This window comes from Bacillus massilinigeriensis, from assembly GCF_900117315.1.
GTDB classification, from domain to species: domain Bacteria; phylum Bacillota; class Bacilli; order Bacillales; family Cytobacillaceae; genus Bacillus_BE; species Bacillus_BE massilionigeriensis.
The window spans coordinates 1718067-1743440 of the sequence record NZ_LT630337.1 but is presented as its reverse complement, the minus strand read 5'-3'; the positions used below and the strand labels follow the sequence as shown (position 1 = coordinate 1743440).

At 37.1% G+C, this 25374-nt stretch carries 27 protein-coding genes; 19 read left to right on the top strand and 8 right to left on the bottom strand.

Features of this window, described 5'->3' with window-relative positions:
- Positions 1-24: 24 nt before the first annotated feature.
- Both BQ6100_RS08690 and BQ6100_RS08685 read left to right on the top strand, forming a co-directional pair.
- A complete protein-coding gene (locus tag BQ6100_RS08690) occupies positions 25-1527 on the top strand; it encodes a malate:quinone oxidoreductase (protein ID WP_075981294.1) in 1503 nt (500 codons plus the stop codon).
- A 469-nt stretch (positions 1528-1996) separates the two neighbouring features.
- On the top strand, positions 1997-2872 hold the full coding sequence (locus tag BQ6100_RS08685; protein WP_075981293.1) for a putative RNA methyltransferase: 876 nt from the start codon (positions 1997-1999) through the stop codon (positions 2870-2872).
- 186 nt (positions 2873-3058) lie between these two features.
- On the opposite strand, the gene BQ6100_RS08680 is transcribed toward BQ6100_RS08685, so the two are convergent.
- Entirely contained in the window at positions 3059-3487 is a 429-nt protein-coding gene (locus BQ6100_RS08680) for a DUF2383 domain-containing protein (RefSeq protein ID WP_075981292.1), read from the bottom strand.
- A gap of 204 nt (positions 3488-3691) precedes the next feature.
- Between BQ6100_RS08680 and BQ6100_RS08675 the strand changes: the two genes are divergently transcribed.
- On the top strand, positions 3692-4393 hold the full coding sequence (locus BQ6100_RS08675; RefSeq protein WP_075981291.1) for a GNAT family N-acetyltransferase: 702 nt from the start codon (positions 3692-3694) through the stop codon (positions 4391-4393).
- A gap of 114 nt (positions 4394-4507) precedes the next feature.
- Positions 4508-5311 carry an alpha/beta fold hydrolase gene (locus BQ6100_RS08670; RefSeq protein ID WP_075981290.1) on the top strand — a complete coding sequence of 268 codons (804 nt, stop codon included), beginning with the start codon at positions 4508-4510 and terminating at the stop codon, positions 5309-5311.
- A 96-nt stretch (positions 5312-5407) separates the two neighbouring features.
- On the opposite strand, the gene BQ6100_RS08665 is transcribed toward BQ6100_RS08670, so the two are convergent.
- The 4 genes from BQ6100_RS08665 to BQ6100_RS08650 are packed head-to-tail and all read right to left on the bottom strand — an operon-like array spanning position 5408 to position 9283.
- Positions 5408-6007 carry a hypothetical protein gene (locus BQ6100_RS08665; protein ID WP_075981289.1) on the bottom strand — a complete coding sequence of 200 codons (600 nt, stop codon included), beginning with the start codon at positions 6005-6007 and terminating at the stop codon, positions 5408-5410.
- A gap of 21 nt (positions 6008-6028) precedes the next feature.
- Positions 6029-7093: a LolA-like protein gene (locus BQ6100_RS08660; RefSeq protein ID WP_075981288.1), complete on the bottom strand. Its 1065-nt coding sequence runs from the start codon at positions 7091-7093 to the stop codon at positions 6029-6031.
- A complete protein-coding gene (locus BQ6100_RS08655) occupies positions 7080-8585 on the bottom strand; it encodes a sensor histidine kinase (protein ID WP_075981287.1) in 1506 nt (501 codons plus the stop codon). Before BQ6100_RS08655 ends, BQ6100_RS08660 begins: the two co-directional genes overlap by 14 nt.
- Complete coding sequence (locus tag BQ6100_RS08650) at positions 8582-9283, bottom strand: response regulator transcription factor (RefSeq protein WP_075981286.1); 702 nt, start codon at positions 9281-9283, stop codon at positions 8582-8584. The genes BQ6100_RS08655 and BQ6100_RS08650 overlap by 4 nt, the downstream gene beginning before the upstream one ends.
- A 254-nt stretch (positions 9284-9537) precedes the next feature.
- Between BQ6100_RS08650 and BQ6100_RS08645 the strand changes: the two genes are divergently transcribed.
- Complete coding sequence (locus tag BQ6100_RS08645; protein WP_173719820.1) at positions 9538-10047, top strand: DUF1648 domain-containing protein; 510 nt, start codon at positions 9538-9540, stop codon at positions 10045-10047.
- A 40-nt stretch (positions 10048-10087) separates the two neighbouring features.
- On the opposite strand, the gene BQ6100_RS08640 is transcribed toward BQ6100_RS08645, so the two are convergent.
- Positions 10088-10564: a PaaI family thioesterase gene (locus BQ6100_RS08640; RefSeq protein ID WP_075981285.1), complete on the bottom strand. Its 477-nt coding sequence runs from the start codon at positions 10562-10564 to the stop codon at positions 10088-10090.
- Positions 10565-10852: 288 nt separating this feature from the next.
- On the opposite strand from BQ6100_RS08640, the gene BQ6100_RS08635 reads away from it, so the two are divergent.
- On the top strand, positions 10853-11611 hold the full coding sequence (locus BQ6100_RS08635) for an SDR family oxidoreductase (protein WP_075981284.1): 759 nt from the start codon (positions 10853-10855) through the stop codon (positions 11609-11611).
- Positions 11612-11713: 102 nt separating this feature from the next.
- Here BQ6100_RS08635 and BQ6100_RS08630 read toward each other — a convergent pair whose 3' ends face one another.
- A complete protein-coding gene (locus BQ6100_RS08630; RefSeq protein WP_075981283.1) occupies positions 11714-12472 on the bottom strand; it encodes an SH3 domain-containing protein in 759 nt (252 codons plus the stop codon).
- Between the two features lie 245 nt (positions 12473-12717).
- On the opposite strand from BQ6100_RS08630, the gene BQ6100_RS08625 reads away from it, so the two are divergent.
- Positions 12718-14067, top strand: a complete 1350-nt coding sequence (locus BQ6100_RS08625) for an MATE family efflux transporter (protein ID WP_084780557.1) — start codon at positions 12718-12720, stop codon at positions 14065-14067.
- A 70-nt stretch (positions 14068-14137) separates the two neighbouring features.
- On the opposite strand, the gene BQ6100_RS08620 is transcribed toward BQ6100_RS08625, so the two are convergent.
- Positions 14138-14836, bottom strand: coding sequence for a pirin family protein (locus BQ6100_RS08620; protein WP_075981282.1), 699 nt, complete (start codon positions 14834-14836; stop codon positions 14138-14140).
- 305 nt (positions 14837-15141) lie between these two features.
- Here BQ6100_RS08620 and eutL point away from each other — a divergent pair, with 305 nt between their 5' ends.
- From eutL to BQ6100_RS08560, 12 genes are all read left to right on the top strand, one after another.
- Positions 15142-15798 (top strand): ethanolamine utilization microcompartment protein EutL, encoded by a 657-nt coding sequence (eutL, locus tag BQ6100_RS08615; RefSeq protein WP_075981281.1) that lies wholly within the window; start codon positions 15142-15144, stop codon positions 15796-15798.
- A 106-nt stretch (positions 15799-15904) separates the two neighbouring features.
- Positions 15905-17374, top strand: a complete 1470-nt coding sequence (locus tag BQ6100_RS08610; protein WP_075981280.1) for an acetaldehyde dehydrogenase (acetylating) — start codon at positions 15905-15907, stop codon at positions 17372-17374.
- Between the two features lie 18 nt (positions 17375-17392).
- The gene (locus tag BQ6100_RS08605; protein WP_075981279.1) at positions 17393-17683 is read left to right on the top strand and encodes a BMC domain-containing protein; all 291 of its coding nucleotides are present in this window, start codon (positions 17393-17395) and stop codon (positions 17681-17683) included.
- Positions 17684-18472, top strand: coding sequence for a phosphate propanoyltransferase (gene pduL / locus BQ6100_RS08600; RefSeq protein WP_075981278.1), 789 nt, complete (start codon positions 17684-17686; stop codon positions 18470-18472). It begins immediately after the preceding gene.
- Entirely contained in the window at positions 18465-19250 is a 786-nt protein-coding gene (locus BQ6100_RS08595) for a hypothetical protein (RefSeq protein WP_075981277.1), read from the top strand. Before pduL ends, BQ6100_RS08595 begins: the two co-directional genes overlap by 8 nt.
- Entirely contained in the window at positions 19247-19522 is a 276-nt protein-coding gene (locus BQ6100_RS08590; protein WP_075981276.1) for a EutN/CcmL family microcompartment protein, read from the top strand. Before BQ6100_RS08595 ends, BQ6100_RS08590 begins: the two co-directional genes overlap by 4 nt.
- Before the next feature lie 36 nt (positions 19523-19558).
- Positions 19559-19900 (top strand): ethanolamine utilization microcompartment protein EutS, encoded by a 342-nt coding sequence (gene eutS / locus BQ6100_RS08585; RefSeq protein WP_075981275.1) that lies wholly within the window; start codon positions 19559-19561, stop codon positions 19898-19900.
- Positions 19897-20340, top strand: a complete 444-nt coding sequence (locus BQ6100_RS08580; protein WP_075981274.1) for a EutP/PduV family microcompartment system protein — start codon at positions 19897-19899, stop codon at positions 20338-20340. The genes eutS and BQ6100_RS08580 overlap by 4 nt, the downstream gene beginning before the upstream one ends.
- A 148-nt stretch (positions 20341-20488) precedes the next feature.
- The gene (locus tag BQ6100_RS08575) at positions 20489-21922 is read left to right on the top strand and encodes a sensor histidine kinase (RefSeq protein WP_075981273.1); all 1434 of its coding nucleotides are present in this window, start codon (positions 20489-20491) and stop codon (positions 21920-21922) included.
- Complete coding sequence (locus BQ6100_RS08570; RefSeq protein ID WP_084780294.1) at positions 21909-22487, top strand: ANTAR domain-containing response regulator; 579 nt, start codon at positions 21909-21911, stop codon at positions 22485-22487. The genes BQ6100_RS08575 and BQ6100_RS08570 overlap by 14 nt, the downstream gene beginning before the upstream one ends.
- 32 nt (positions 22488-22519) lie before the next feature.
- Positions 22520-23938, top strand: a complete 1419-nt coding sequence (locus BQ6100_RS08565) for an ethanolamine ammonia-lyase reactivating factor EutA (RefSeq protein ID WP_075981272.1) — start codon at positions 22520-22522, stop codon at positions 23936-23938.
- A gap of 39 nt (positions 23939-23977) precedes the next feature.
- Entirely contained in the window at positions 23978-25339 is a 1362-nt protein-coding gene (locus BQ6100_RS08560; RefSeq protein ID WP_075981271.1) for an ethanolamine ammonia-lyase subunit EutB, read from the top strand.
- The last annotated feature ends 35 nt before the right edge of the window (positions 25340-25374 follow it).

The window sequence follows — 25374 nt, the reverse complement described above, 5'->3', positions numbered from 1 at the left end:
ATATGGGGGATGAGGAAGGTTATAATGAGCAACATACAGAAAAAAACAGACGTTATTTTGATTGGTGCCGGGGTCATGAGCGCGACTTTGGGATCAATACTGAAAGAGTTAGCGCCAGATTGGGAAATCAAAGTCTTTGAGAAACTCGAAAATGTTGGAGAGGAAAGCTCCAACGAATGGAATAATGCCGGAACGGGTCATTCTGCATTGTGCGAACTAAACTATACATCCGAAAAATCTGATGGATCTATAGATATTAGTAAAGCAATTAAAATTAATGAACAGTTTCAACTTTCAAGACAGTTTTGGTCCTATCTTGTAAACAGTAAACTGATCAGTGATCCACATGATTTTATTATGCCATTGCCTCATATGAGTTTCGTTGAAGGTGATGAAAATGTAGCTTTCTTGAAAAAACGTTTTGAAGCGCTAACAAAAAGTCCCCTATTTAAAGGGATGGAATATTCTGATGACCCTGAAAAACTGAAGGAATGGGTTCCGCTAATGATAGAAGGCCGTTTATCGAATGAACCGATTGCGGCAACAAAAATTGACTCTGGAACGGATGTCAATTTTGGCGCTTTAACCAGAATGTTGTTTGACCACTTAAAGAATAAAAATGTAGAGATTAATTACAAGCATAGTGTTGAGGATATTAAACGATCTAGTGATGGCTTATGGGAAGTGAAAGTTCATAATATCGATGAGGGTAAAATGGAGTACCATACGGCTAAATTTGTATTTATCGGTGGTGGGGGTGGAAGTCTACCTTTATTACAAAAAACCGGTATACCTGAGTCAAAACATATTGGAGGATTCCCAGTAAGCGGACTATTTATGGTATGTAACAATCCGGAGGTTGTCGAGCAGCATCATGCAAAAGTATACGGTAAAGCTAAGGTTGGTGCTCCACCAATGTCTGTTCCGCATCTTGATACAAGATATATCAACAATAAAAAAACATTATTGTTTGGACCATTTGCTGGTTTCTCACCAAAGTTCTTAAAAACAGGCTCAATGTTTGATTTAGTAGCTTCCGTCAAGCCAAATAACGTATTAACTATGTTGGCTGCAGGGGTAAAAGAGATGGCCTTGACAAAATACTTAATTCAACAAGTTCTGTTATCGAATGAAAAGCGCATGGAAGAACTACGGGAGTTTATTCCAACTGCCCAACTTGAAGACTGGGATATGGTAGTAGCTGGTCAACGTGTGCAGGTTATCAAAGATACAGAAGAGGGCGGAAAAGGAACACTCCAATTTGGTACGGAAGTCATTACTGCATCTGATGGTTCGATTGCTGCCCTACTAGGTGCTTCACCTGGTGCTTCCACGGCTGTTCACGTTATGCTCGAGGTCATTAAAAAATGCTTCCCGCAACACATGAAGGATTGGGAATTGAAAATAAAAGAAATGATTCCTTCTTATGGCGAGTCTCTTACGGAAAATCCAGAGCTTCTGGAAAAGGTTCATATTGATACAGCTAAAACACTAGGTCTATGTGAAAAAGAGGCAGTCCTCAGTTAACTTTTTGAATGAAAATTTCAGGCCACCTTTTGGCTATGGTGTAAATTAAAGATATCTTTATCACAATAGGCTCAGAGCAATTGCTCTGGGCTATTTATTTATGCAAGAATAAAAATATATCCTAAATCATGTTAGAGACCTTACTTATAGATATTCGGATAGCCTTTTATAAAGAAATTGCGCTCGTTGGCAAGGGGTTTTGACTTTATTTATAAGTTTTTTTATAATAATAATTATGAAAAAATGGTAGGAGGATTATTAAAAAATGACAAATGCCATGAGACTTCGTTTCCAACTTTGAATAATTAATTTCATATGTTCAAAGTCTCTGTTTGTGTATACGGAGTAAACAGGATAAATCTGTCATTTTTTAATAATCTTCATTTTTCATAAAAGCAGGGGCCTAATTCCCTTTACTCAAATCACTTGCAGTTGCTTGTGATTTTTTTAATTGAAAGGAAGAGACAAGATGACTAAAAAAACAAAAAGTGCAGAACTTCTTAGTGAGGTCATATCAATATTTAAGTGTCCATTCTGTGAGACGGCTATGCGGGTGGAGGATCTTAAGAGCCTCAAATGTGTGAATGATCATACATTCGATATCGCAAAACAGGGTTATATTAACATGATGACTCACCCTTCAAAGACTCATTATAATAAGGAATTGTTCGAAGCGAGACATAAAACTATCATAGATACACATTTATATACCCCTCTACATGAGGCAATTTTAAAGATAATAAAAGAGCATATGAATGATTCAATCTCCCCATTGATGATTGCAGATTTAGGATGTGGAGAAGGATCACATTTACAAAGGATAGTTGATAATGGTAAGGATTTGAATGTGACTGGGGTCGGCATTGATATCTCTAAGGAAGGAATTGTCGAAGCGGCAAAGAGATACGAGGATCCTATTTGGATTGTAGGTGATCTGGCTAAATCACCATTTGAAGCGGAAGTCTTTCATGTCATTCTTAACATATTGTCTCCTTCAAATTACAAGGAATTTAAAAGGATATTAGTTCAAGATGGGTTAATAATTAAGGTAGTTCCCCGTTCAAATTATTTGAAGGAGCTAAGAGAAAACTTTGTGAAAAGCTCTGAAAATAAGGTCTATAAAAATGATAAAATCGTTACTCTTTTTAAAAGTCATTTCCATTTACTAGACAACTTTAGTTTGAGTTACTCTCAAAAGCTTAATAAAGAGCAATTGATTAATTTAGTTAAGATGACACCACTTTCATGGTCCGCAGAAAAAGAAGATATTGAAACATTCCTTCATCGTGGAAACTCTGAAATTACCATTGATTTAGAGGTTTTAGTTGGAGTGAATAGAAAATGAATTAATCCAGCAAATAGTTTCGGTGGTGTTAAGCCGAGTAGGGATTAAGTAAAAAGTTTTTGCTGATCTTGCCTATTTTGAGGAATAATCTCCGCCTGCATTAATTAAATAAGATAGAAGCAGAAGCATGGAATTCTGCTTCTTTTTTTCAAGAACATTGGCAAGAAGGATTTTTCTTATCGTATCCTAGTGAAGGTACTGCTTTAGTAGTTCTGCATGTCTTCTACTGTCATCTATAATTTCATCAGCAATGCGCTTACTTTCTGGGTCTAAATCTCCTTTAATAAGCTCATCGGAATAGTGAACGCCAAATTTCATCATACCTTCTATCGCGTCTTCAATTATTTTCTCATTTTCTTTAGGTATCATGAATTTATGCATAAAACTATGTATGGATCCAGAAAAACCCTCATCGTCTGCGGGAATTCCTCCTAAATTTTGAATTCGTTCTGCTAGGATTTGTGCATTCCTTTTATGTTCCTTTTGCATTTGCTGAAAGGTTTTTTTTAGTTCCTCGTCATTTACTTCTGAAATATAGTGTTCAAGGGAGCGGATTCCCATGTAGCTCCCTCTTAATAAAGTGTTAAGCTCCTCGATTATAGTCTCATTTGTCATAAATCATACCTCCTTATTCTATTGTGATATTTGGCAGTTGGAATATGCATGAATATATAGATTCTTCTTCTGATTAATTTTGTTTGAAAATGGTTGGTGTTTTTATTAAAATATTAAATGTTGTTCAATAATTCGGAAATACATGTAAAACATAAAGTAGAATATTTAACAAAACAATAAAAATCTTTATTGAGGCGCAAATAAATGATAGTGAAAAAGTTTTCGAAATCAAATCGTTCATTAGCATCAAAGGAAAATTATAATAAACTAGAATTAATAGAAGGAGATATTCATGATTTCAAAGATGTATATGAACAAATGTCTAATGACTTTGCATCAGAGGAGCTAAAGGAATATCACCATCTAAAAAGCCTAATTTATAGTAAAAAATACAAGCTAATATTAGCAAAAGACCAAATGATTCATCGCATAGTAGGATATGCCTTTATCTATGAATTGGAATATTTAAATGCCATTTGGCTAGATTATATTGCCGTTGATAAAAGCTTCCAGAATCAAGGCTATGGAACACATTTTATTAAGAAAATTGCTCAATCAAAGGACAATTTATTAGGCATTTTTCAGGAAGTGGAAGTCCCAATTGAGGCTAAAGGAAGCATAAGGAAAAACCAATTAAGAAGAGTCAATTTTTATGAAAGGTTAGGGGCTCAAAGATTGAACTTTCCATATGAGTTTCCGACAAAACAAGGTGGATTTCCGATGGATCTTTATTTTCGCCCATCCACCAATGTACAAATACTATCTAAGAAAGAAATTCAAGAATCAATATCTGAGGTATTTAGAAATATACATTCGGATGTAAAAAATAGGGACCAAATATTAAAAGGATTTTTTGATTCTATTCAGGATGAACGATTTATTTTAGAAGAGTCATCATATATGTAACTCACAGGATATTTTCATAGAAATGAGGTCATCGTTATTAAGGAACAACTAATTAAATTAAAAAATTCTATCGGAATTCATGTTCGGTATCAAAAAGACAAGGAGAGTACGATTTTGCTCCTTCATTTTAGTGGAGGAACCTCACATATGTGGGATGGGATTATTCCGCTAATTGAAAACGAATATAATATTGTGGCTCCTGATTATCGTGGACATGGAAAATCAGATAAACCTATAACTGGTTATCATATTGACGATATGGCAAATGACATTTTCCTGCTTTTGCAAGAATTAGAGGTTCGACAATGTCATATCATTGGAAGCTCCTTAGGTGCTGAGGTTGGTTTAAGTTTGGCAGCAAATCATCCGGAAATGGTTCAATCCTTCGTTTGTGAGGGCGCGCTCTATAACGAATTTGGTGAATTTGGACAGTTTAAGGGGACAGACGAGGAAATAGAGAGGGAAAAGGAGAGCATTCGTCTTCAATTGGCTAGTAGGATATTGCCAAACCACCCAACAAAAGAAGCCATTTTTAATGAAATGAAAGATTCATTTATTAATCAGGGTCTATGGAATGAATATTTTGCATCATTCGTAGAAAGCTGTATAGAAAAGACAGATGAAGGTTCCTTTACCAGTCATTATAAGAATAATGTTAGAATAGAGTACATTACTAAATATTGGGATTTAAGGTTTGAAGATTACTATAAAAAAGTTCGCTGTCCAGTTTTATTTCTTCCAAGTGAAGAGGAATGGGGTCATTCGAATATTCGAGGAAGTTTGGAAGCCTTTGCATGCTTCTTAAAATTCCCATATGAAATTGTCCAAATGAAGGATTCGATTCATGCATACGTATGGATGCAGCAGCCAACGATTGCAGGAAGAGTAGCCTTAGATTTTATTAAAAAATATAGTTAATGTGGAAATTTTTAACAATGTCAGATCGATCCATTTATATTAATAATTAGAGAAGGGGTAGGCGGGAAGGCCAACCCCTATATTTGTTTGTAAGGATTACACTTTTAGATTCCTATCCTCAGAATAACGTCTTCCACTTATCCTATTCCCTTGATGATGGAATATTAAAATGATAAGCGGGAAGATGAGTATGCTAGAAATGAAGATCATGGCAATGGTGCTAGAAAGTGGAGTAATTTCTTTTTCTAAATGATGCATATATTTTTGAAAAAAGCTCTTTATTTCTTCATTTCCAAATACATTGCTAGCTGTAAGGAATTCTTTCTTATCAAGATCATAGTAATAGACATCCTTCTTCTTAAAGATAAAGAGAGAATCTCTTTTTTGTTCATATTCGATATACCCTGCAATAATATGTGATGTATACTCCTCAGTTTTCTCTTCATTTTCCTCTGTATCTGGGTCGTCTGCGGAAATCGTTTTAAAAACATTTCCTTGGATATCTACAGAATCCAGGATGACGGAGGAATTCTCATGATAATAATTAATTGTGTCCTTTAAAGAGTCTTCAAGTGCTTTGGCAAATTCACTTATTCCTTCATTATTATTTTCATTTGCATAGGCCTTTTTTTCATTTATCCATAAAAAACTAAACAACAAAGGGATTAGCAAAACACTAATACTAATTTTCTTCATATATGCTCCTAACCTTTCATTTTAATAAAATCTCTTTAGTAATTGATTCAATTCTTGTTTTGTAGCAAAAGGATCAAAGTATAACAGCTCGTAGTTTTTGTTCTTCCATACCCAGGTTAATTCCATTCCAATACTAGGAATGGGCTGAATGTAAACAGGCTGTTTAAATATTCGTAGGGTGCTTTCTAACTTTGGCTGAAAAACATTCTTATCTTCACTATCCATTTCAATAGCCTTTAATTGAAAATATTCTTTTCCATCCTTTAAGAATAGTACTTGAATTCCTTTTTTCGGAGAGATTAATTCCTTTGCTTTATATATTTTGATTTGATTATTAGGTTTCATTTTTAAATAGTCTAAAGAAGCAAATTTGTCATTGGAAATCATTCGTTCAAAATATTTTGGCTCATGTTGAAAAACAATGTGATCAAAGTCAGGTAAAAGTAAGATATCCTGAGAGATTCTTGGATTCTCCAAGAACTTCTTTAAACGAACCACAACATATTTATCCTCAATCTTATAGCTCTGCTTTAGAATGACCCATGTTTTTTGACTTATCCATAGGTGCTGTTCACCTAATATATGGTTTTCATCTCTCGGGATAGCAATAATATGATAAGCATCTTCCTTCCCAACCTTGCTTTCTCCTTTTAATCGAACCTTGTGTGTACTTCTTAATGATTCCAATCTTTGGATGACATCGTTTTTATAGGAAAATAATGAATCTGTTGGTTGCTTTGTAATGGGTTTTATTGTTGCACGAAGATTTCCCTTTTTATAAATAGTCATATACCTATTTGTCATGAGTATATAAAAGGTTCCTTCCTCTGAATCAATTAGTTCATATTTGGCAACCCCAGAAACCGTATCTTCCCATACCTTTAACAGCTGAATACCAACTAGCTTTCCTTTGTAATACGTACTCGTTTCAACCTCTTGATAGAAACTCGAATAAGATGGTTTTTCTCTTTGTTCTACCATATTTTCTAATATTAAATTTGGAGAGGCTTTTTGCAATGCTGCAGGATGACAACTACTGAGTAGAAAAAAGAGAAAAAAAGATAACATATATTTAATATGTCTCATCTATAATTGGCTCCTTTATACTAGAGTTGCATTCTGGGAGAAAACAGATGAACGTGTTCCCATCCCCTTTTGATGAAGTCATAATTATTTCTCCACCAAGCTTTTCGATAATCATTTTTGAAATAGAAAGACCTAATCCACTCCCTCTGTCTCCTTGATTTGTTTTTTTCGTTCTCGAAGGATCTCCCTGATAGAGTGGTTCAAACAATTTCTTTTGCTCTAATAGTGGAACGGCCTCACCTTCATTTTGAACCACTAGCCAAACTCCCAATGAATCCATTTCCATCGTATTCATCCATTCCTTAGCCTCTGAAAAAAGAAACTCTGGTGTCTTTCTATCGTTGGAAAAGGCACAGCACCAAATGGTTCCACCCTTTTTTGTATGATGAATAGCATTGATGATTAAATTATCAAAAAGCCTTAACAGTTGTTTTGTATTGACGAGATAGTTTCCATTTACATCAATATGTGTACTTAATTGAATTCCAGTAGAACTAGCTAACGTGTCATAATCGGATAAAACCATTTCAAAAAATTCCTGACCCTCAACTTCAACAGTCTCAAGGGAATAATGACTCGATTGTAGAAGATTATAAATAGTTAGATCATCAATTAATTGGTGAATATAATCGGTTTTAGTTAAAATCATATTCAATTTGTTATTTCGCAAATTTCTGTCAATTCCATCATCTAATAAACCTTCTGCAGATGTACGAATTGCTGTTAAAGGAGTTTTAATATCATGTGAAATAGATGCAATCATGTATTGCTTTTGTTCCTGCATGGTTAAAATAGCTGCTTCTTTTTCCTTAATCTCTGCTTGCATCTTCTCAAAATGAGTGATTAAATCACCTATTTCATCCTTTTTTCTTGGCACACTTACGTTTTCTTCACCTTTTGCAAATGCACTCATTGCATTCATTAAGAAACGTAAGGGGGTAAACAGCTTCTTTTTAAGTAGGTAAATAGCGAGTAAATACACGATGATAAAAAAAGCAATGTAAAGGGTAATAGCATAACTTTGTCTCTTCTCCACCCCTCTTAGCCAATCCACACGAAGAAAGGTAATTTCATAGAATCCGACTAATTTTTCATTAGAAAAAACTGGCCTTTTGTATTCAAAAGATTTATAGCTGGGCTTGAGCTCGTAAAGTCCTTGATACACTTCATCCTTCTTTTTCTTCATCTTAATTTCTGAATTGGGACCTGTAGAGAAAAGTATAAATCCATCATTGTCATACAAAGTAAATGTTGTTTGTTCCAATGTATAGCTATTTAATCGATCATATTCAAAATGTTTTCTTCCAGAATAAAGTTCAGGATTATTTAAGAGACGATCATATAAATCCAGTTTTTCTTGAACTTCCATGTAATCCAGCATTTCTTGTTTATTGTCATAGGATTGAACCATAGAAATCAGTAGGAAAAGGAATATAATAGGGAGAAGCATGACGATTAAATAAGAACACATGAGCCAGTATTTAATTTTCATATTGGTTCTCCGATAAATCGATATCCTGTACCCCATACTGTTTGAATAAACTTTGGTTGCTTTAATGAATCGCCGAGCTTTGTTCTAAGGCTTTTCATATGAACGGTGACAGTGTTATTCCCATCCAAATCATTTGCATCCCAAATATGCTCGTAAATTTCCTTTTTAGTAAAGGGGCGCCCAGGATTTTTAGCCAATAGATAAACGATTGAAAATTCCTTAGTTGTTAGAGCAACCTCGTTTCCATGAATCTTAATGATTCTTTTTTCAGAGAAAATGGTTAGCCCGCCTTTAAAGGAGAGTTTTTTTTCAGGAATGTCATCACTATGGTAACGATTAAACCGTCTTAAATGAGACTCTATTCTTGCTTCAAGCTCTCGTAAGCTAAAGGGCTTTGTCAAATAATCATCTGCACCTAATTTAAGACCTCGAACCTTATCATCCTCTTCACTCCGTGCACTGAGGATAAGTAAGGGGATATCGCTCTCCCAACGAATGTTTTGACATAGAGTAAACCCATCCATTTCAGGCAGCATCAAATCGATAATCGCAAGGCTGTAACTTCCATTTCGGAAATCATCCCAGCCCTCTAAACCAGTTGAAGCCCATGTAACTTGAAAATTTCTTTTTAGTAAATATTCGCGAATATTCAAGGCAATTTCTTGATCATCTTCGACAAGTAAAATTGAGTATTCCATTTGTTTCCTCTCCCCAAAAACATCATAGTCTATAAAAAACAAATAGATGGAAATTTAATAAAAACTTTATTTTTAGATAAATTCGAATAAATATATAGTTGGCTAAAGCATTTTATTTTCCTTTTAATATCTTGAAAATTCATCCCAATCTCTCAAAAAGAATGAAATTTATGGTCAATACAAACGTGTGTTAAAATAAACTATACATGGAGTAGTTGGGAATAAACGACCTTTTAAAAGGAGATGGTGGAGAAATGACATCCAATTCTTTGAATCGACCAAAATTAAAAATACCTAAAACAAAGAGTGAACAGGTTTGGGATATTATTGGATATATTTTTTATTTTGGGTCCATCATTCTTTTAATCTATGTATGGAGGATGTTACCTGAAGAAGTCCCAGCTCATTATAATGGATACGGAGAGGTAGACCGACTGGGTTCCAAATTTGAATTAATTATTTTGCCTGTAATAAGTGTAATCATATTGATTACCATGCAACTTTTAGAGAAAAATCCTCATGTCCATAATTATCCTGATAGATTGAATGAATCGAATGCCAGGGAGTTTTACATAAATAGCCGAAAGCAATTAAATCAATTAAAGAATATTTGTGTGATCATCTTTTCCATAATCTTGTTTGATTCGGTGATCGTTGCCTTAGGCTGGGGAGAGGGATTCAATCGGTGGATACTACCAATAATAATTGTTGGAACCATTCTTCCAATTGTCATTGGATTAATAAAACAGAGGAAAATAAAATAAAGCCAAAAGGTTGGGACTTTAGTTAGTCCCAACCTTTTGGCTACTTTGCAAAGTTTTCTGGCATAACAACGGCAATAACCTCTCCGCTAGCTACTTGTATGTCGCCGGCGTAAACAATTGTTTCTACTTTATATTTCTTTGGATGAATTTCGGAAACATTTCCAATTGCCTTTAATGGAAGATTGCTAGGTGTAGGCTTAATAAAATCGACTCTTAATGAACCAGTTACAAATCTTGGAGGCTCAGTTCCATCTCCAATTTCATGTCCATTTTTTCGATGCAAAAATAACGCTGCTGAACCTGTTCCATGACAATCAATTAAGGAAGCAATAGCTCCTCCATAAACAAATCCAGGAACAGCCATATGTTCAGGCTTTGGCTGGAAAAAAGTAACCGTTTTATCGCCATCCCAACCCGTTCGGAAATGATGTCCCCCTTCATTTAAACGACCACATCCATAACACCAAGCAACATCCTCTGGATAAATATCTTGAATCGCATGCAACACTTGCTCCATTCCCAATCCCCTTTCAAAACGATATTTCCTATATAATACCATAATAGGATTCTATTGGAGAGTATCTGCGGATTTTTTGATAGCAAATAGGTGGGCTTTGAGCAAGAAAAATACGTGTGCAAATACTAAATTATCGTATGTTTTCTTCAAAAATGTGAAATATATGGAAAAACAGTTTATATTTATAAACCAATCAAGTATAGTGGAAATTGGAATTAATAGTTATTCTTATGAAAAATTCATTACATGAAATAACGAATTCCAAAATAATGCAACGGAGGAATTACTATGAGATTAGAAGGAAAAGTAGCAATTGTTACAGGGGCAGCTTCTGGTATGGGAAAAGCTATTGCTGAGCTTTATGCCAAAGAAGGAGCAAAGGTTGTTGCTTCAGATTTGAATTTCGAAGGTGTTAAAGCTGTGGTTGAAGGGATAGAAGCAAATGGTGGGACTGCGATTGCAGTTGAGGCCAATGTGGCATCTGAAGAAAGTGTGAATGCTTTAGTAGATAAAACTGTTGAAGTTTATGGAACAGTGGATATATTAGTAAATAATGCTGGAATCATGGATGGAATGGAACCAATCGGGGAAATCAGCACAGAGAGATTTGATAGAGTTCTTGCAGTGAATACAAAGTCAATCATGCTTTCATCTCGTAAAGTTATGCCGCTCTTTTTAGAGAAAGGCTATGGCGTGATTGTAAATAATGTGTCAGTTGCAGGTATTCGTGGGGCACGTGGTGGAGCAGCTTATACTGCTTCCAAACATGCGGCTATCGGTCTTACTAAAAATACTGCCTTTATGTATGCTGATAAAGGAATTCGTGCGAATGCCATTGCTACTGGTGGCGTGGAAACCAATATTGGTTCAACGATGACCAATTTGAGTGAATACGGAATGGGTAGAACAGGCGTTGGTATGCAAACAAATCCACGTATGGGAAAACCAGAAGATATTGCAAGAGTTGCTCTGTTCCTTGCTTCTGATGAATCAAGCTTTGTTAATGGAGCTGTAATTGCTGCAGATTCTGGTTGGACAGCCTATTAATATAATTAAGTTCGACGATTCAAACTTAAGAAGAGCTTGGGATCTCCCAAGCTCTTCTTCCTACCATTCAATTAATCCATTACTAACCTCTAAAGGGATCATTTACTTTTTAATCTTCTTTAAATCTTTCATTGTTAAAGGAGTTTGAAGGTCCCCTACATAAACAAGGCCGTATCCTTTGGCAAAATAATAGCTTAGGATAGTTGATAAAGAATCATATTTGGTATCCACTCTTACAACATTTTTGAATTTTCCTGCTCCCGTTTCAACTGTCGTACCAATTTTCTTAATGGTAAAGGTCATGTCACCGGATTTCCATGTTTTCCCTTCTTTTAGGGGATAGGACAAAAACTTTCTTCCGTCTAAATATAGACCAGACTTGGTCTCTTTTTCTCTTTCAACGGTTACCCATTTGTTTGTATCCGACCAGACATTGTAGCCATCTTTATCTTTTTTTGTGAACTTCGTGGTGTAGTCAATATAATTACTTGGGTAGGAGAAGTACATCTGATAAGTATAGAGATATTTTGTGTTTCGTAGATAACTTCCTGTTGAACTGCTTTGACTTGATGCAAATTTTAAGGATTTGGTTGGAACATAAGCTTTCTTACTCTTGTATCTTATTTCCGACCATCCACTCTTGGTTTTTGCATAAACGGTTACTTTGGTGCCTTTTTTTAATGTCCCAACCGTCTTAGCTTTAGATGACGCCTTATCTTTCACTTTAACACTACTAGAAATAACACTCGCTGAATATTTCTTACTAGCTGCTTCTGCTTCGTTTGACAAGATTGGGGTGAAGACACTAAGGATGAGTGCAATGACTAAGACGATTTTTGTATAAAAAAGCTTCCTATTCAAACGAAACTCCCCCTCTCATAGTAAATTTATCCTAAGTAATGATAACATAATTTTCTGAAAATAAATAGGTGGCAGCTGGTTTTCAAGGGAAACATTCACGAAAAAGACACTTTCACTAAAATGGTATGGTGGTATAATAAATCCTGTTATTTTAAAAAACAGCGTCTCGAAGGCGAAATACACCAAAGAAGTGTCGTAAAGTGAGTAGTATTGAACTAAAATTAAAGACTAAAACAGTTTCATTAATGGACAAATATCTTACTGGGGATTCCATTAATTACAAGCAAATATTTTCGATTATTATTCCGATATTTGTTGATCAGGCTTTCTTAATATTAATGAGTTTATTAAACACAGCGATGATTAGTTCATCAGGGGTCGCCGCAGTGAGTGCGGTGAGTATGGTAGATTCATTGAATATTTTTTTGGTCAATGTATTTATTGCTGTTGCAACGGGTGGAACGGTTATTGTGGCACAATATCAGGGGAAACGGAATGCCCAAATGGTCTCAAAAACAGCAACCCAAGCAATTTCTGCAGTTACCATTTTTTCTTTGCTGATTAGTGTTTTCGTATTAAGTTTTCATGTGCCGGTGTTAAATCTGCTTTTCGGGAAAGTGGAAGTGGATGTATTTCAGAATGCGAAGTTATATTTAATTGGAAGTAGCCTTTCCTACCCATTAATAGCCATCTTTCAAGCTGTTACTGGGTCATTAAGGGGAGTAGGGGAGACGAAGCCTTGCCTGAATTTATCCCTAGTAATGAATTTAACCAATACCGTCTTGAATGTTATTTTCATAACGATGCTTGATATGGGAATCGTTGGTCTTGTCATTTCTACAATTGTAGCCAGATTATTAGGAGTTACAGCTTCAGTCATTTACATAAAAAAATATAATCGTACCATCCAATTTAAATTTAGAAATGCGCTTAAGTTTGATTTCTCCATTTTAAAGAAAATTATGTTTATCGGTCTTCCGTTTGCTGCCGAGCAGCTATTTTTCAATGGAGGGAAGCTATTAACTCAAACCTTTATTGTACAATTAGGTACTTTAGCATTAACGGCAAACGCAATTAGCAATTCCATTACATTATTATTTCAAATGGGGCCTAACGCATTAAGTATTTCTATATTAACGGTTGTTGGCCAGTGTATGGGGCGAAGAAATATCAAGGATGCAAGGAAATTTATTAAATCGTTTATAGGTTTTTCTTCCATCCTTTATGTCATCACCTCAGCCATTTTATTGCCGCTTTTTCCGATGATGATGAGATTATTTTCGGCTCCAGAAACCATAACCCATACAATATTTATCCTAGTACTCATCACGGCAATTGCCCAACCAATCCTATGGTCACCAGCCTTTTTATTGCCATCTGCGTTGCGGGCTGCTGGAGATTCAAACTTTACTTCAATCACATCCCTGTTATCCATGTGGTTGTTCCGGGTAGTAGCTGGATATGTTTTAGGTATTACCTTTGGATTTGGAATTACAGGCGTATGGATCGCTATGATTGGTGAATGGGCTGTTCGAGGATTCATCTTTGAATGGAGATTTAAGGGAAAGAAATGGTATGCCCATAAACTAGTTTAATAATATGAGATTACTATCTAAATGTGTAAATAGAAAAGCCAATTCGATTGAATTGGCTTTTGGTTTTATATTATTGTTTCATCATTTCGACGATTAATATGTGTGATGCATCATCCGCTTTTATATATATTTTCTCCTCAATAATTTCCAAAGCGTCTCTTGCCTCTAATTCAATAGAATTAATCGTAGTGTTTCCTTCGATTTGTACAAGGTAGGCCTGTCTACCATCTTTCACAGGGAATTCAATTTCTTTTCCCTGATCTAGCTCCAATGAGTAAATGTTGGCGTCTTGATTAATTTTTATTGGTGCATTTCCCTCCACACTTGATACTATATGCAACCACTGATTATGGCGGTCATCAAAGTTAAAAAGGTAATCCCCGTAATTAGGAGTGTGCCCGATTTTGTCCGGAAGAATCCAAATTTGTAAGAAGCGCAAGGTTTCATTTCCATGATTAAACTCACTATGAAAAACTCCTGTTCCTGCACTCATATATTGGACATGACCGCGGGTAATTGTGTTATTATTCCCCATACTATCCCCGTGGGTGAGCTGCCCATTGACTACATAAGAAATAATTTCCATGTTTTGATGTGGGTGCTTACTAAATCCAGTATGTGCCTCAACTAAATCGTCATTAATGACCCTTAAAACACCGAAGTTCATATTATCTGGATTATAGTATTCTGCAAAGGAAAAATGAAATTTACTTCTTAGCCAACCAAGATTGCTACTCCCCATATTTTTACTATCAATTTTTCTTAACATATTTTACCTCTCCTTTATTCGCAAAAAGAATCATTCTCTTATTATTAACTATCCCTGTTGTTCTAATTAATTTGAAAAGAAATATCTTGAATTCGAGATAATTATATATCGATTAATAAGAACGTGTCAATTTAATAACTTTACCAATACGTTAGGTTAGTCAATATGTCATAAAAATAAGACAAATACCATAAAGTAATAATAAATAAAAAGTGAATACAAATAGGCAATGGTGCCTTGTCTGCAGGTATTTTACTGTATACAGGGCACCTTTTGCTTTTTTAAAAGCAGGAGGAGGTGACTGGATGAATGTCAAACGGGTACAGGCTCTTGCATTAGCAAGCAGAATCATACCTAATGTGGATGCTGGTCTAAAGGAGAAGCTGAACCTATCCAATCAGATAAAAAGCCTTGCTTTAGTCACAAGTACGAGTGATGATGTCGGATACACTGCATTAGATGAAGCAACTAAAAATGCGGCAGTAGAGGTAGTTTATGCTAAATCATTTTATGCAGGTGCTGCACATTCCTCGGGCCCATTATCAGGTGAGTTTTTAGGAATTCTAGGTGGAGCCACTCCGTCAGAGGTAAAGAGTGGTTTAGAGGTTGCTGTAAGGATGATTAATGAGGGACCATCCTTTTACTCAGTAGATGAAAAAGGGGAACATGCTTATTATGCTCATACAATTTCTAGAACTGGAACCTATTTGTCGAAGATAGCTGGAATTAAAGCTGGGGAGCCGCTAGCGTATTTAATTGCTCCTCCCCTTGAGGCTGTGGTTGGACTGGATGCTGCATTAAAAGCAGCAGATGTTCGGCTATGTGTATTTTATGGACCTCCTACTGAAACCAACTTTGGAGGGGGACTTTTAACAGGAAGCCAATCTGCATGCTCCGCAGCGGCTGAGGCTTTTGCAGAAACTGTTAAGAAGATAGCGTCTTTTCCACATTATACATTTTAGAAAGAGCATCGATAGAATTGGAAAGATAATGAAAAAATCAACTCTATTCGACAAAGAGAGAAACTACTTGGAGACTTGAAAAATTTAAGTCGAGAGGGGGATACGGATGAACATGGATGCTGACCTGTTATCAATTCAAGAGGTTCGCGACAAACTGTCTCTTGCAAAGTTGGCTCAAAGCACGTTGGAGGAAATGACTCAATCAGAAATAGATGACATTGTCTGGAGTATGAGTAACTCGGCAGAGAAGGCAGCAGAGGAATTAGCCAGGATGGCCGTTCGAGAAACTGGATTTGGCAATATACAAGATAAGATTACTAAAAACCTTTTTGCCGCAAAGCAAGTGTATGAAGCAATAAAAGAATTAAAGACGGTCGGGATTATTCAAGAAGATGTGGAAAAAAGGATATGGGAGGTTGCAGAACCAGTAGGTGTTATTGCGGGAATTGTACCTTCTACGAATCCGACCTCCACCATCATCTTCAAGGCCTTAATCGCAATAAAGGCAAGAAATGCAATCGTGTTTAGTCCACATCCAAATGCGCAAAATTGTTCTTTTCATGCAGCCAAGATCATTCATTACGCGGCTGTTATGGCTGGAGCTCCTAAGGGAGTCATTCAATGCTTAGAGCATTCCTCACTTGAGGCATCAAAGGAATTAATGTCCCATTCTCAAACGGACCTCATTCTTGCAACTGGGGGTCCAGGGATGGTCAAGGCGGCCTATAGCTCAGGGAAGCCTGCATATGGAGTTGGACCGGGAAATGTACCTGTATATGTGCATAAAAGTGCTGATATTCAAGAAGCTGCTAGGAGAATCATAGAAAGCAAGGCATTCGACTTTGGCACGATTTGTGCATCTGAACAAGCAATCGTTGTAGATGAAGAGGTTAAATCAGAGCTTTTGAAAGAGCTGGAGCGGCATTATGCCTATATTCTTAATGCTAGTGAAAAAGAAAAGGTTGCAGGGATTATTTTAAAAAATAATAGCTTGAATCCTCAAATAGTAGGGAGGTCCCCTCAGAGGTTGGCAGAAATGGCTGGAATAGAAATTCCTAGAAACATCAAAATTCTTGTTGGAGAGGAAAAGGAAGTGGGAAAAAACATTCCCTTTTCACTAGAAAAGCTCTCACCAATATTAACTCTATATATCGTAAAGGATTGGCAAGAAGGCTGCAATATTTGTATGAAGCTTTTAGAGCTTGGAGGACTCGGACACACTCTGGGCATTCATGCAATGGATGAAGAAGTGATTCGTGCCTTTGCATTAAAGAAACCAGCATCAAGAATTATTGTCAATTCTGGAACGACCTTTGGAGCAATAGGCTCAACCACAGGTATTTTTCCTTCTTTAACATTGGGATGTGGAACATATGGGAATAACATCACTTCAGATAACATCGGTCCAGAACATCTCATGAATATTAAAAGGGTTGCCTTTGGGATTAGAGAAATGAAAAGAGATACAAGTAAGGAAATGAATAATCTCAGAGATGAAGAAGCAGTAGAGCAGCGGGTTAGCGAGGAGGAAATTAGAAAGATTGTCATAGATATTATTCAGCAATTAAAAGACTAAATCTAGGGGGTCAAAAAAATGGCAAGAGAAACTTCTGCATTAGGAATGATTGAAACAAAAGGCTTAGTTGGTGCGGTTGAGGCGGCAGACTCTATGGTAAAAGCAGCAGATGTCCGTTTAGTTGGAAAGGTGCAGGTCGGAGGAGGTCTTGTTACGGTCATGGTTCGTGGGGATGTTGGTGCGGTTAAGGCCGCAACAGATGCGGGGGCAGCGGCGGCAGCTAATGTTGGAGAACTTGTTTCTGTCCATGTGATTCCACGCCCACACTCCGATATAGAGCTGATTCTTCCAAAATTGGATGCAGAGTAGATGGTACTTATTACCGAAAAGAGCTTACGTCAATTATATTTGAAACAAAAGCTGCCCAAAGAGTATCCCTTGAAGGATGGAGATCGACTGACCCCTTCGGCAAGAGATTTCTTATTAGAACACAAAATTCGAATCACCCACATTCCCAAAGGATTGGAGGAGAAGAATCATTCCTCTATATTGATTCCAGTGGGAGTCTCCAATCGCCATGTTCATTTAAGTGTAGAGCATTTTCAAGTTCTCTTCGGAGACACAGCTGATTTAACCGAAGAACGCCATCTCTCACAGCCTGGACAGTTTGCGGCAAGAGAGGCAGTGACGATTGTAGGTTCAAAGGGTGTACTTCAAAATGTACGTATTTTAGGACCATTTCGAGAGCAAACCCAGGTTGAGGTATCAAGAACGGACGGCTTTAAGCTTGGAATTCATCCCCCCATCCGGCTTTCCGGGTCGATTGATGGAACTCCAGGTATCACGATTGTGGGTCCAAAAGGGTGTGTGACCATCGACAAGGGGTTAATCGTTGCAAAAAATCATGTCCATATGTCACTTAAGGAGGCAAAGGAGCTTGACGTTCAGAACGGCGATTCTATAATACTTCTCTCTGAAGAAAGGTCAATCATCTTTTATGATGTCATTGCTAGAGTAAAAGAATCATATGTATTAGATTTTCATCTTGATCAGGATGAAGCCAATGCCGCTCAATTAACAACTAGAGATAAGGTGAGAATGATTGGGAAAAATCATCGCTTATTTTCAACTTTTGTAGGGGTTGAACGTCATGGATAACGAAAAGCTTCATAGCTTGGTGGAAAGAATTACACGAGAACTGGTGACTAATTTGGGAAAGGAGGATAGAAAAAAAGTACTATACATCTTTTGTGACAGTTCTGCTCACGAACCTTATTCAGATCAATTTATTGAATTGGCTAAGCATTCAATCGATTACGACCTGTTGTTTCTTGATGGAGAAACCTCCGCTTGGTTAGGAATAAACGAGATACAATCCACAGGCGCAAGGCAAATGATTGCTGCTGATGAATATGCCAAGGCTCCTATCGAACTACCAAAGGATTATGATGCCATTATCATCCCAGAAATTGATATAGATAATGCAGCAAGAATCTGTCACGGGCTTAAAGGTACTGTTAAAGCTGAGATTGCCTTTTCTGCACTTGTTATGAATAAACCAGTCATTATCGGTGAGGATTCACCTGGAATTAAGCGCTCTGATCGAAGAACCCTTCAGACAATTGAATTGCCATTATCTTTAACAAGAAGGTTTGAGAGATATCTTTTAGAGCTTAAGGATATGGGATTTCACTTATGCAAGCAAGCCCACCTTTACAAAAATATAATAAGTCTACTTCTTCAAATGGAAGAAAATTGTGATGGAGATACATTTGTATTTAATGACAAAGTACTTACCACCGATTGGCTTTCAAAAAATGGATTAAAACGAAATACTCTGGTTGTAAGTAAAAATACGATTATTTCTCCAATGGCAATGGACTTTATAAAGGATAAAAAGATGAAGCTCGTGATTGAAGGGAGATCCATCCTATGATTCTCGGAAAGGTGATTGGAAGTATATGGGCTACACACAAGGAAGTTGGGATGAGCCACCTCAAGCTATTAATGATTGAACCTATTAACATGAGGGATGAAGTCGTCGGACAGCCAATTATTGCAGCTGATCGGATTGGAGCTGGCCAAGGAGAAGTCGTAATTATCTCACGTGGAAGTCCTGCAAGAACCATTTTTGATAAAAATACTCCTGTTGATGCAGTTGTAGTTGGAATTGTGGATTCACTTGAGGTTCGAGATGAGTTTGATTAGCCATGAAGTTTAATTTTGCAAAGGGTGTTGAATAATTTGAATGAGAAAAAGCAGCGTGTTATACAAGAATACGTTCCTGGGAAACAGCTGACGTTAGCACATATTATTGCGAATCCCGATGAAGCATTATATTCAAGGCTTGGAATAAATGAGGCAGGGGCAATTGGAATACTAACCTTAACTCCAACAGAAACGGCCATCATTGCAGCGGACATCGCAACGAAGGCTGCAGATGTGGAAATAGGCTATTTAGACCGCTTTACTGGCTCTTTAGTTATTTGTGGCACTGTTTCCAATGTGGAGATGGCCATTCATTCGATTAATCACTATTTAAGTAGCCATCTTAAATTTGAACCAGCAGAGGTTACTAGATCATGAGGAAGCGAAAAGTGATGCTGATTGGCTCCGTTGGGTCCGGAAAGTCGACCTTGACGAAAGCCCTGCTTAATCAATCCTCGCAGGTTACGAAGACTCAAAGCTTACATTATGTAGATTGGATTATTGATACACCTGGTGAATACAGCGAAAATCCAATGTATTACCGTTCTTTAATGGCCACTTCCTTAGAGGCAAAAGTATTGCTCGTCATTCAAGATGCGACCAAATCCCATCAATCACTACCACCAAATTTTTCACAAGGTTTTCCTTTAACCCCCATAGGAGTCATTACCAAAATGGATCACGCTGATGCAAATATAGCATTGGCTACAAAACTATTGAAACAGGTTGTTCCAAATAGCAGGATTTTTCAAGTGTCAGCCATTACAAATGAAGGGATTGCAGAATTAAGAGAGGCTGTTTTACAGCATCTTGGATAATAGAAGAATTACTTGAACAAATGTAATTTAAGAAGATTAATCATTTTAACCATCTGCTTACAGTATCCTTTGTCCCTCAGTAGTGAATATTGCAGGGAAATTCCGAATAACATTGTACAAAACTTGGCCATTCGGAAAGGGGAAAAAAATGAGCGAAGTGGGATTATTCATGCCCTCCTTATTAGAGGAGGATGTCCGAATCATTCAAGGTGTTTCAAGGCAACTACAATTATGGGCAAATGTTTCTCAAGCTGATGTATTTATTGATTGCTTTACCCCTATGAAGGATACTGCAATCGTAGTTGCTGAAGCTCATCCGGAAAACGGGAAATCGTTATACAAGCGTCCAGTAATCGGGGAAATTGCGTTAAAGGAAAATGAGCCTGGCGTATTTTTCTGTCTGCAAACAGGAGAACCCGTCTACGGTTCACGTGGAATTTCTCAAGAACAAGTCAGTATCCAGCAAAATATTACCCCTATCAAAAATAGTAAAAATGAGACGATTGCTGCATTAATAATGGAGCGAGATATTACGGAAATGGTCGAGCAGGAAAAACATGTAGAAATGCTAATAGAAACTACCGAGCAGCTAGGGGAGACTTTATTCCAGCAGGCAATGAAAGAAAATACACTGCCCTCTCTTATCCATGAAGGATTAATTATATTCAATGATTGCGGGCTGATTACTTTTGCTAATGAACGGGCACATGCCATCTTGGAGGAATTTGGGGAAGCACAAAAACTGGTTGGAACCAATGTTCAGAGGCTTTGCTTTGGGCGCTTTTCGATGATGGAGCTCGAAAGGCATGGTGGTGTTTTATCAGAGGATTTTCAGCAGGGTAAGCTTTATGTTCAAATCAAAGTAGTCTGCATTCACAGAGGCAAGAAAATAGTTGGCGGAATTCTTCTTTTAAGGGATTTGACAGAAATGAAGCAAAAGGATCGTGAAATCATGATTAAGTCTGCCGTTATCAAGGAAATTCATCACCGTGTAAAGAACAATCTCCAAACCATTGCAAGCCTTCTTCGATTGCAAATGAGGAGGTCACAATCTGCTGAAGTAGAGCGCATTTTTCGTGAGAGCATTAATCGGATTATGAGCATCTCAATTATTCACGAGGTGTTATCTCAGGATGGGTTGGATGAAGTGGACTGTAAAGAAATATTCGAATTCATGACAAAGGGAATTGTTCATTCGATGAGATTTCAGGAACAAATCATTCGAGTAAATGTACATGGTGACTCTTTGTTCTTAAATCCTCGGAATGCAAGTACTCTTGCATTGGTTGTAAATGAGCTGGTCCAAAACGCGATGAATCATGCCTTTCAGGAGAAATCCCATGGAAAGATACGAATTCATATTAAAAGAAATAAAGATGAGGTAACCATTCTCGTAGCTGATAATGGAGTTGGATTTCAATATGAACCCCAGAAGAGAGGAAATTTAGGTCTGGAAATATGTCACACCTTAGTCCAAGAGGATCTAAATGGTACCATTCAATTTTTCAATACAGGAAAGGGAATGAAAGTAAGAATAGCATTTCCAATTCCAGAAGGGGAGCTGGAGCATGATGAATTATAGAATCATGATTGTTGATGATGATCCAATTATCCGGATGGATTTACGAGAAATGCTAAAGGAAGAAGGCTGTGAAATTGTTAAGGAATGTAGAAATGGAGAGGAAGCAGTAGAGCAATGCATAAAGTTAAACCCTGATTTAGTCCTAATGGATATCAAAATGCCTGTGTTAAATGGATTAAAAGCGTCAAAAATCATTCAAGAAAAATGCAACACGGCCATTCTCCTATTAACCGCCTATAGTCAGCGTGAGCTCATCGAAAAAGCAAAGGATTCAGGTGTAACAGCTTACCTTGTAAAACCAGTAACAGAAGCTGATTTATTTCCAGCAATTGAGATGGCTATGAATCAAAAGAGAAAATTTGATTCCTTAACAGAGGATATTCGTTCCTTGAAGAAAAAAATGGAGGAGAGGAGGATTATAGAAAAAGCAAAGGGGAAGGTCATGGCAAAAAAGAAGCTATCTGAAGAAGAAGCCTATCAATGGCTAAGAGAACAGAGCATGAAGAAAAGAATTTCTCTAAAGTCATTATCAGAGCAAATATTAAAAAAACAATCTAATACTTAAAGGGGGTGATTCCTTTTTCAAAACCAAATACTGTGATCAAAAGTGTTGGAATCGATATTGGCACAAGCACAACTAAACTAATCATTAGTCACTTAACGATAGGCAGGGTATCAAGTCATTTTGCTCTACCACATTTCGATATTGTGGATCGGAAAATTGCCTATATGAGCGAGATTATCTCTACCCCGCTTATTGATGAAAACGAAATTGACCTGGGTTTATTAGTATCCTGGCTTGAAAAAGAATACCAGATGGCAGGGTTCACATTTTCGGATATTGGATCGGGTGCTGTAATCATCACTGGGGAAACAGCCATAAAAAAGAATGCAGATGCCCTCGTCCATTATTTGGCTGAACGCTCAGGGGACTTTGTTGTTGCCATTGCAGGAGCAAGCTTAGAGGGGGTTCTAGCTGGGCGTGGTTCAGGAGCCTCGGAGTATTCCAAGAAAACGAAGGGAATTGTGGCAAACATCGATATTGGTGGAGGAACGGCAAATGTTGCCCTTTTTAAACAAGGAGGGGTACTTGAGACAATCACCTTTCATATTGGAGGAAAATTGATTCAACTTAATCGAATTGGTGAGGTTTTATCCGTGTCCCCTCCACTAGAAAAATGGTTGCTTAAAAATAATTTCAAGATTCAACAAGGGCAGACCATCACATTTTTCTTTCTAAAAGAGATTGTTTCAACGCTTTGCTGTGAATTACTTGATGTCTTATCAGGAAAAAAATCCATAACAGATTTGGAACCCATAATCCACAGTACTTCCTGTTCTGAAATTCCTAAAATTGATTATTTAATGATATCTGGTGGCATTGGAAGTCTTCAGCATGAACGGCCACCAACTTCTTTAGAAGAGGTCACAGCTTATAACGATATTGGACCAATCCTTGCTTCAGAGCTAACAAAGGCCTTAAACAATTATCCTTTTCAACAGGTTGAGGCTTTGCAAACCTCAAGGGCAACGGTCATCGGAGCAGGGATGCAAACGACAAAAATTAGTGGTTCAACAATTTCTATCCAATCAAGAATTTTGCCATTACGAAATATTCCTGTGGTAAAAATAATTTTATCGGATTTGGATTTTAAAAGAAGTGTCGAAAATGCTATTCAAATCGGTAGGGAATTATTTCAACACAATGACCAATTACCCTTTGCTTTTGGTATAAGCGGTTTAAACTACCTATCTTACTTAGAATTGAAGGAATTAGCTTCCAATCTGAGAGAACAGTATGAAAAGTATGTTCCAACCTCCAATATTCTCGTGATTATTTGTGAGAATGACATGGCAAAGGCGTTGGGACAGCTGCTCAGGTTGGAAAGCAAAGGTGACTTTGTGGTGATTTGTATTGATCAAGTAATGATTGAACATGGTGATTACATTGATATTGGTGAACCACTCAATGATTCTATGGTCCCTGTGGTGGTTAAGACATTGGCTTTTTCTTAATAGTGATAAGGTGTAGTTTAAGCCAGGGAGGTGAGGAAGTTGAAGTCAAAAATTTCATTGCTTAATAAAACATATCAGTTTAATAGCTTAAGAGAGATTCTGGCAAAGGCGAATGAAGAAAAATCTGGGGACCAATTGGCTGGGATTGCAGCAGAGGACGCACAGGAGAGATTAGCTGCGAGGCATCTTTTATCAGAATTAACTCTTAGTGATATTCGTAATAACCCAGTACTCCCACCTGAGGGGGACGAGGTTTCAAGGGTGATAGAGGAAGCAATCAATGAAAAAATCTATCAATCAATCGCTAATTGGACCATTAGTGAGCTTCGGGAATATTTATTATCTGAAAACACAACGAATATTGAAATAAGCAGAATTAGGAGAGGTTTAACAAGTGAAATGGTTGCAGCTGTTACCAAAATTATGTCCAATATGGACCTAATTCAAGCTGCTTCAAAAATAGAAGTCGTTACCCAATGTAATTATCCAATAGGGTTTAAAGGGACCCTTGCCGGAAGAGCCCAACCGAACCATCCCACCGACAATATACAAGGAATTAGAGCCTCCCTTTATGAAGCATTAAGCTATGGTATTGGGGATGCAGTGGTTGGAATCAACCCGGTAATCGATACGATCGAAAGTGTAAAACAAATCCTTGAAATGACAAAGGAAGAAATCGATCGATTTAGTATTCCTACACAAAACTGTGTCCTTGCCCATGTAACTACTCAAATGCGGGCAATCAAAAATGGGGCACCATCTGACCTTTTGTTTCAAAGCTTGGCAGGAACAGAGGAAGGAAATAAGGCATTTGGAATTAGCGTTGACCTCCTAAATGAAGCAAATGATTTGATTCAGAAGGAAAGTACCTCACAGGGCCCTAATCTCTGGTACTTCGAAACTGGTCAGGGCTCTGAGCTTTCATCTGATGCACACCATAAGATTGACCAGGTTACATTAGAATCGAGATGCTATGGCTTAGCGAGAAAATATAAACCATTTATTGTGAATACTGTGGTTGGATTTATTGGACCAGAGTATTTGTACAATAGTAAGCAAGTCATCCGTGCCGGTTTAGAGGACCATTTCATGGGAAAATTGCAGGGACTTCCAATGGGGGTAGACGTTTGTTATACCAACCATATGAATGCAGACCAAAACGATATGGAAAACCTAGCTATCCTGCTTGGCTCGGCAGGGGTGAATTTTCTTATTGGTGTACCAATGGCTGATGATTGTATGTTGAACTATCAATCTACCAGCTTTCATGATATTGCATCAGTCAGACGCGTTCTTAGTTTACGTCCGGCACCATTTTTCGAAAAATGGCTTGAGAAAATGGGATTAATGGAGAATGGGATTCTAACCGAGCGTGCAGGAGACCCAACGATTTTTATATAGAAAGGGGGAGTGAATGTAATTGAAGGAAAGGGAAA

Coding starts and splice junctions, on each gene's coding strand:
- BQ6100_RS08690 (WP_075981294.1), top strand. CDS start 25: ATGAGCAACATACAGAAAAAAACAGACGTTATTTTGATTGGTGCCGGG.
- BQ6100_RS08685 (WP_075981293.1), top strand. CDS start 1,997: ATGACTAAAAAAACAAAAAGTGCAGAACTTCTTAGTGAGGTCATATCA.
- BQ6100_RS08680 (WP_075981292.1), bottom strand. CDS start 3,487: ATGACAAATGAGACTATAATCGAGGAGCTTAACACTTTATTAAGAGGG.
- BQ6100_RS08675 (WP_075981291.1), top strand. CDS start 3,692: ATGATAGTGAAAAAGTTTTCGAAATCAAATCGTTCATTAGCATCAAAG.
- BQ6100_RS08665 (WP_075981289.1), bottom strand. CDS start 6,007: ATGAAGAAAATTAGTATTAGTGTTTTGCTAATCCCTTTGTTGTTTAGT.
- BQ6100_RS08660 (WP_075981288.1), bottom strand. CDS start 7,093: ATGAGACATATTAAATATATGTTATCTTTTTTTCTCTTTTTTCTACTC.
- BQ6100_RS08655 (WP_075981287.1), bottom strand. CDS start 8,585: ATGAAAATTAAATACTGGCTCATGTGTTCTTATTTAATCGTCATGCTT.
- BQ6100_RS08650 (WP_075981286.1), bottom strand. CDS start 9,283: ATGGAATACTCAATTTTACTTGTCGAAGATGATCAAGAAATTGCCTTG.
- BQ6100_RS08645 (WP_173719820.1), top strand. CDS start 9,538: ATGACATCCAATTCTTTGAATCGACCAAAATTAAAAATACCTAAAACA.
- BQ6100_RS08640 (WP_075981285.1), bottom strand. CDS start 10,564: ATGGAGCAAGTGTTGCATGCGATTCAAGATATTTATCCAGAGGATGTT.
- BQ6100_RS08635 (WP_075981284.1), top strand. CDS start 10,853: ATGAGATTAGAAGGAAAAGTAGCAATTGTTACAGGGGCAGCTTCTGGT.
- BQ6100_RS08625 (WP_084780557.1), top strand. CDS start 12,718: ATGGACAAATATCTTACTGGGGATTCCATTAATTACAAGCAAATATTT.
- BQ6100_RS08620 (WP_075981282.1), bottom strand. CDS start 14,836: ATGTTAAGAAAAATTGATAGTAAAAATATGGGGAGTAGCAATCTTGGT.
- eutL (WP_075981281.1), top strand. CDS start 15,142: ATGAATGTCAAACGGGTACAGGCTCTTGCATTAGCAAGCAGAATCATA.
- BQ6100_RS08610 (WP_075981280.1), top strand. CDS start 15,905: ATGAACATGGATGCTGACCTGTTATCAATTCAAGAGGTTCGCGACAAA.
- BQ6100_RS08605 (WP_075981279.1), top strand. CDS start 17,393: ATGGCAAGAGAAACTTCTGCATTAGGAATGATTGAAACAAAAGGCTTA.
- pduL (WP_075981278.1), top strand. CDS start 17,684: ATGGTACTTATTACCGAAAAGAGCTTACGTCAATTATATTTGAAACAA.
- BQ6100_RS08595 (WP_075981277.1), top strand. CDS start 18,465: ATGGATAACGAAAAGCTTCATAGCTTGGTGGAAAGAATTACACGAGAA.
- BQ6100_RS08590 (WP_075981276.1), top strand. CDS start 19,247: ATGATTCTCGGAAAGGTGATTGGAAGTATATGGGCTACACACAAGGAA.
- BQ6100_RS08580 (WP_075981274.1), top strand. CDS start 19,897: ATGAGGAAGCGAAAAGTGATGCTGATTGGCTCCGTTGGGTCCGGAAAG.
- BQ6100_RS08575 (WP_075981273.1), top strand. CDS start 20,489: ATGAGCGAAGTGGGATTATTCATGCCCTCCTTATTAGAGGAGGATGTC.
- BQ6100_RS08570 (WP_084780294.1), top strand. CDS start 21,909: ATGATGAATTATAGAATCATGATTGTTGATGATGATCCAATTATCCGG.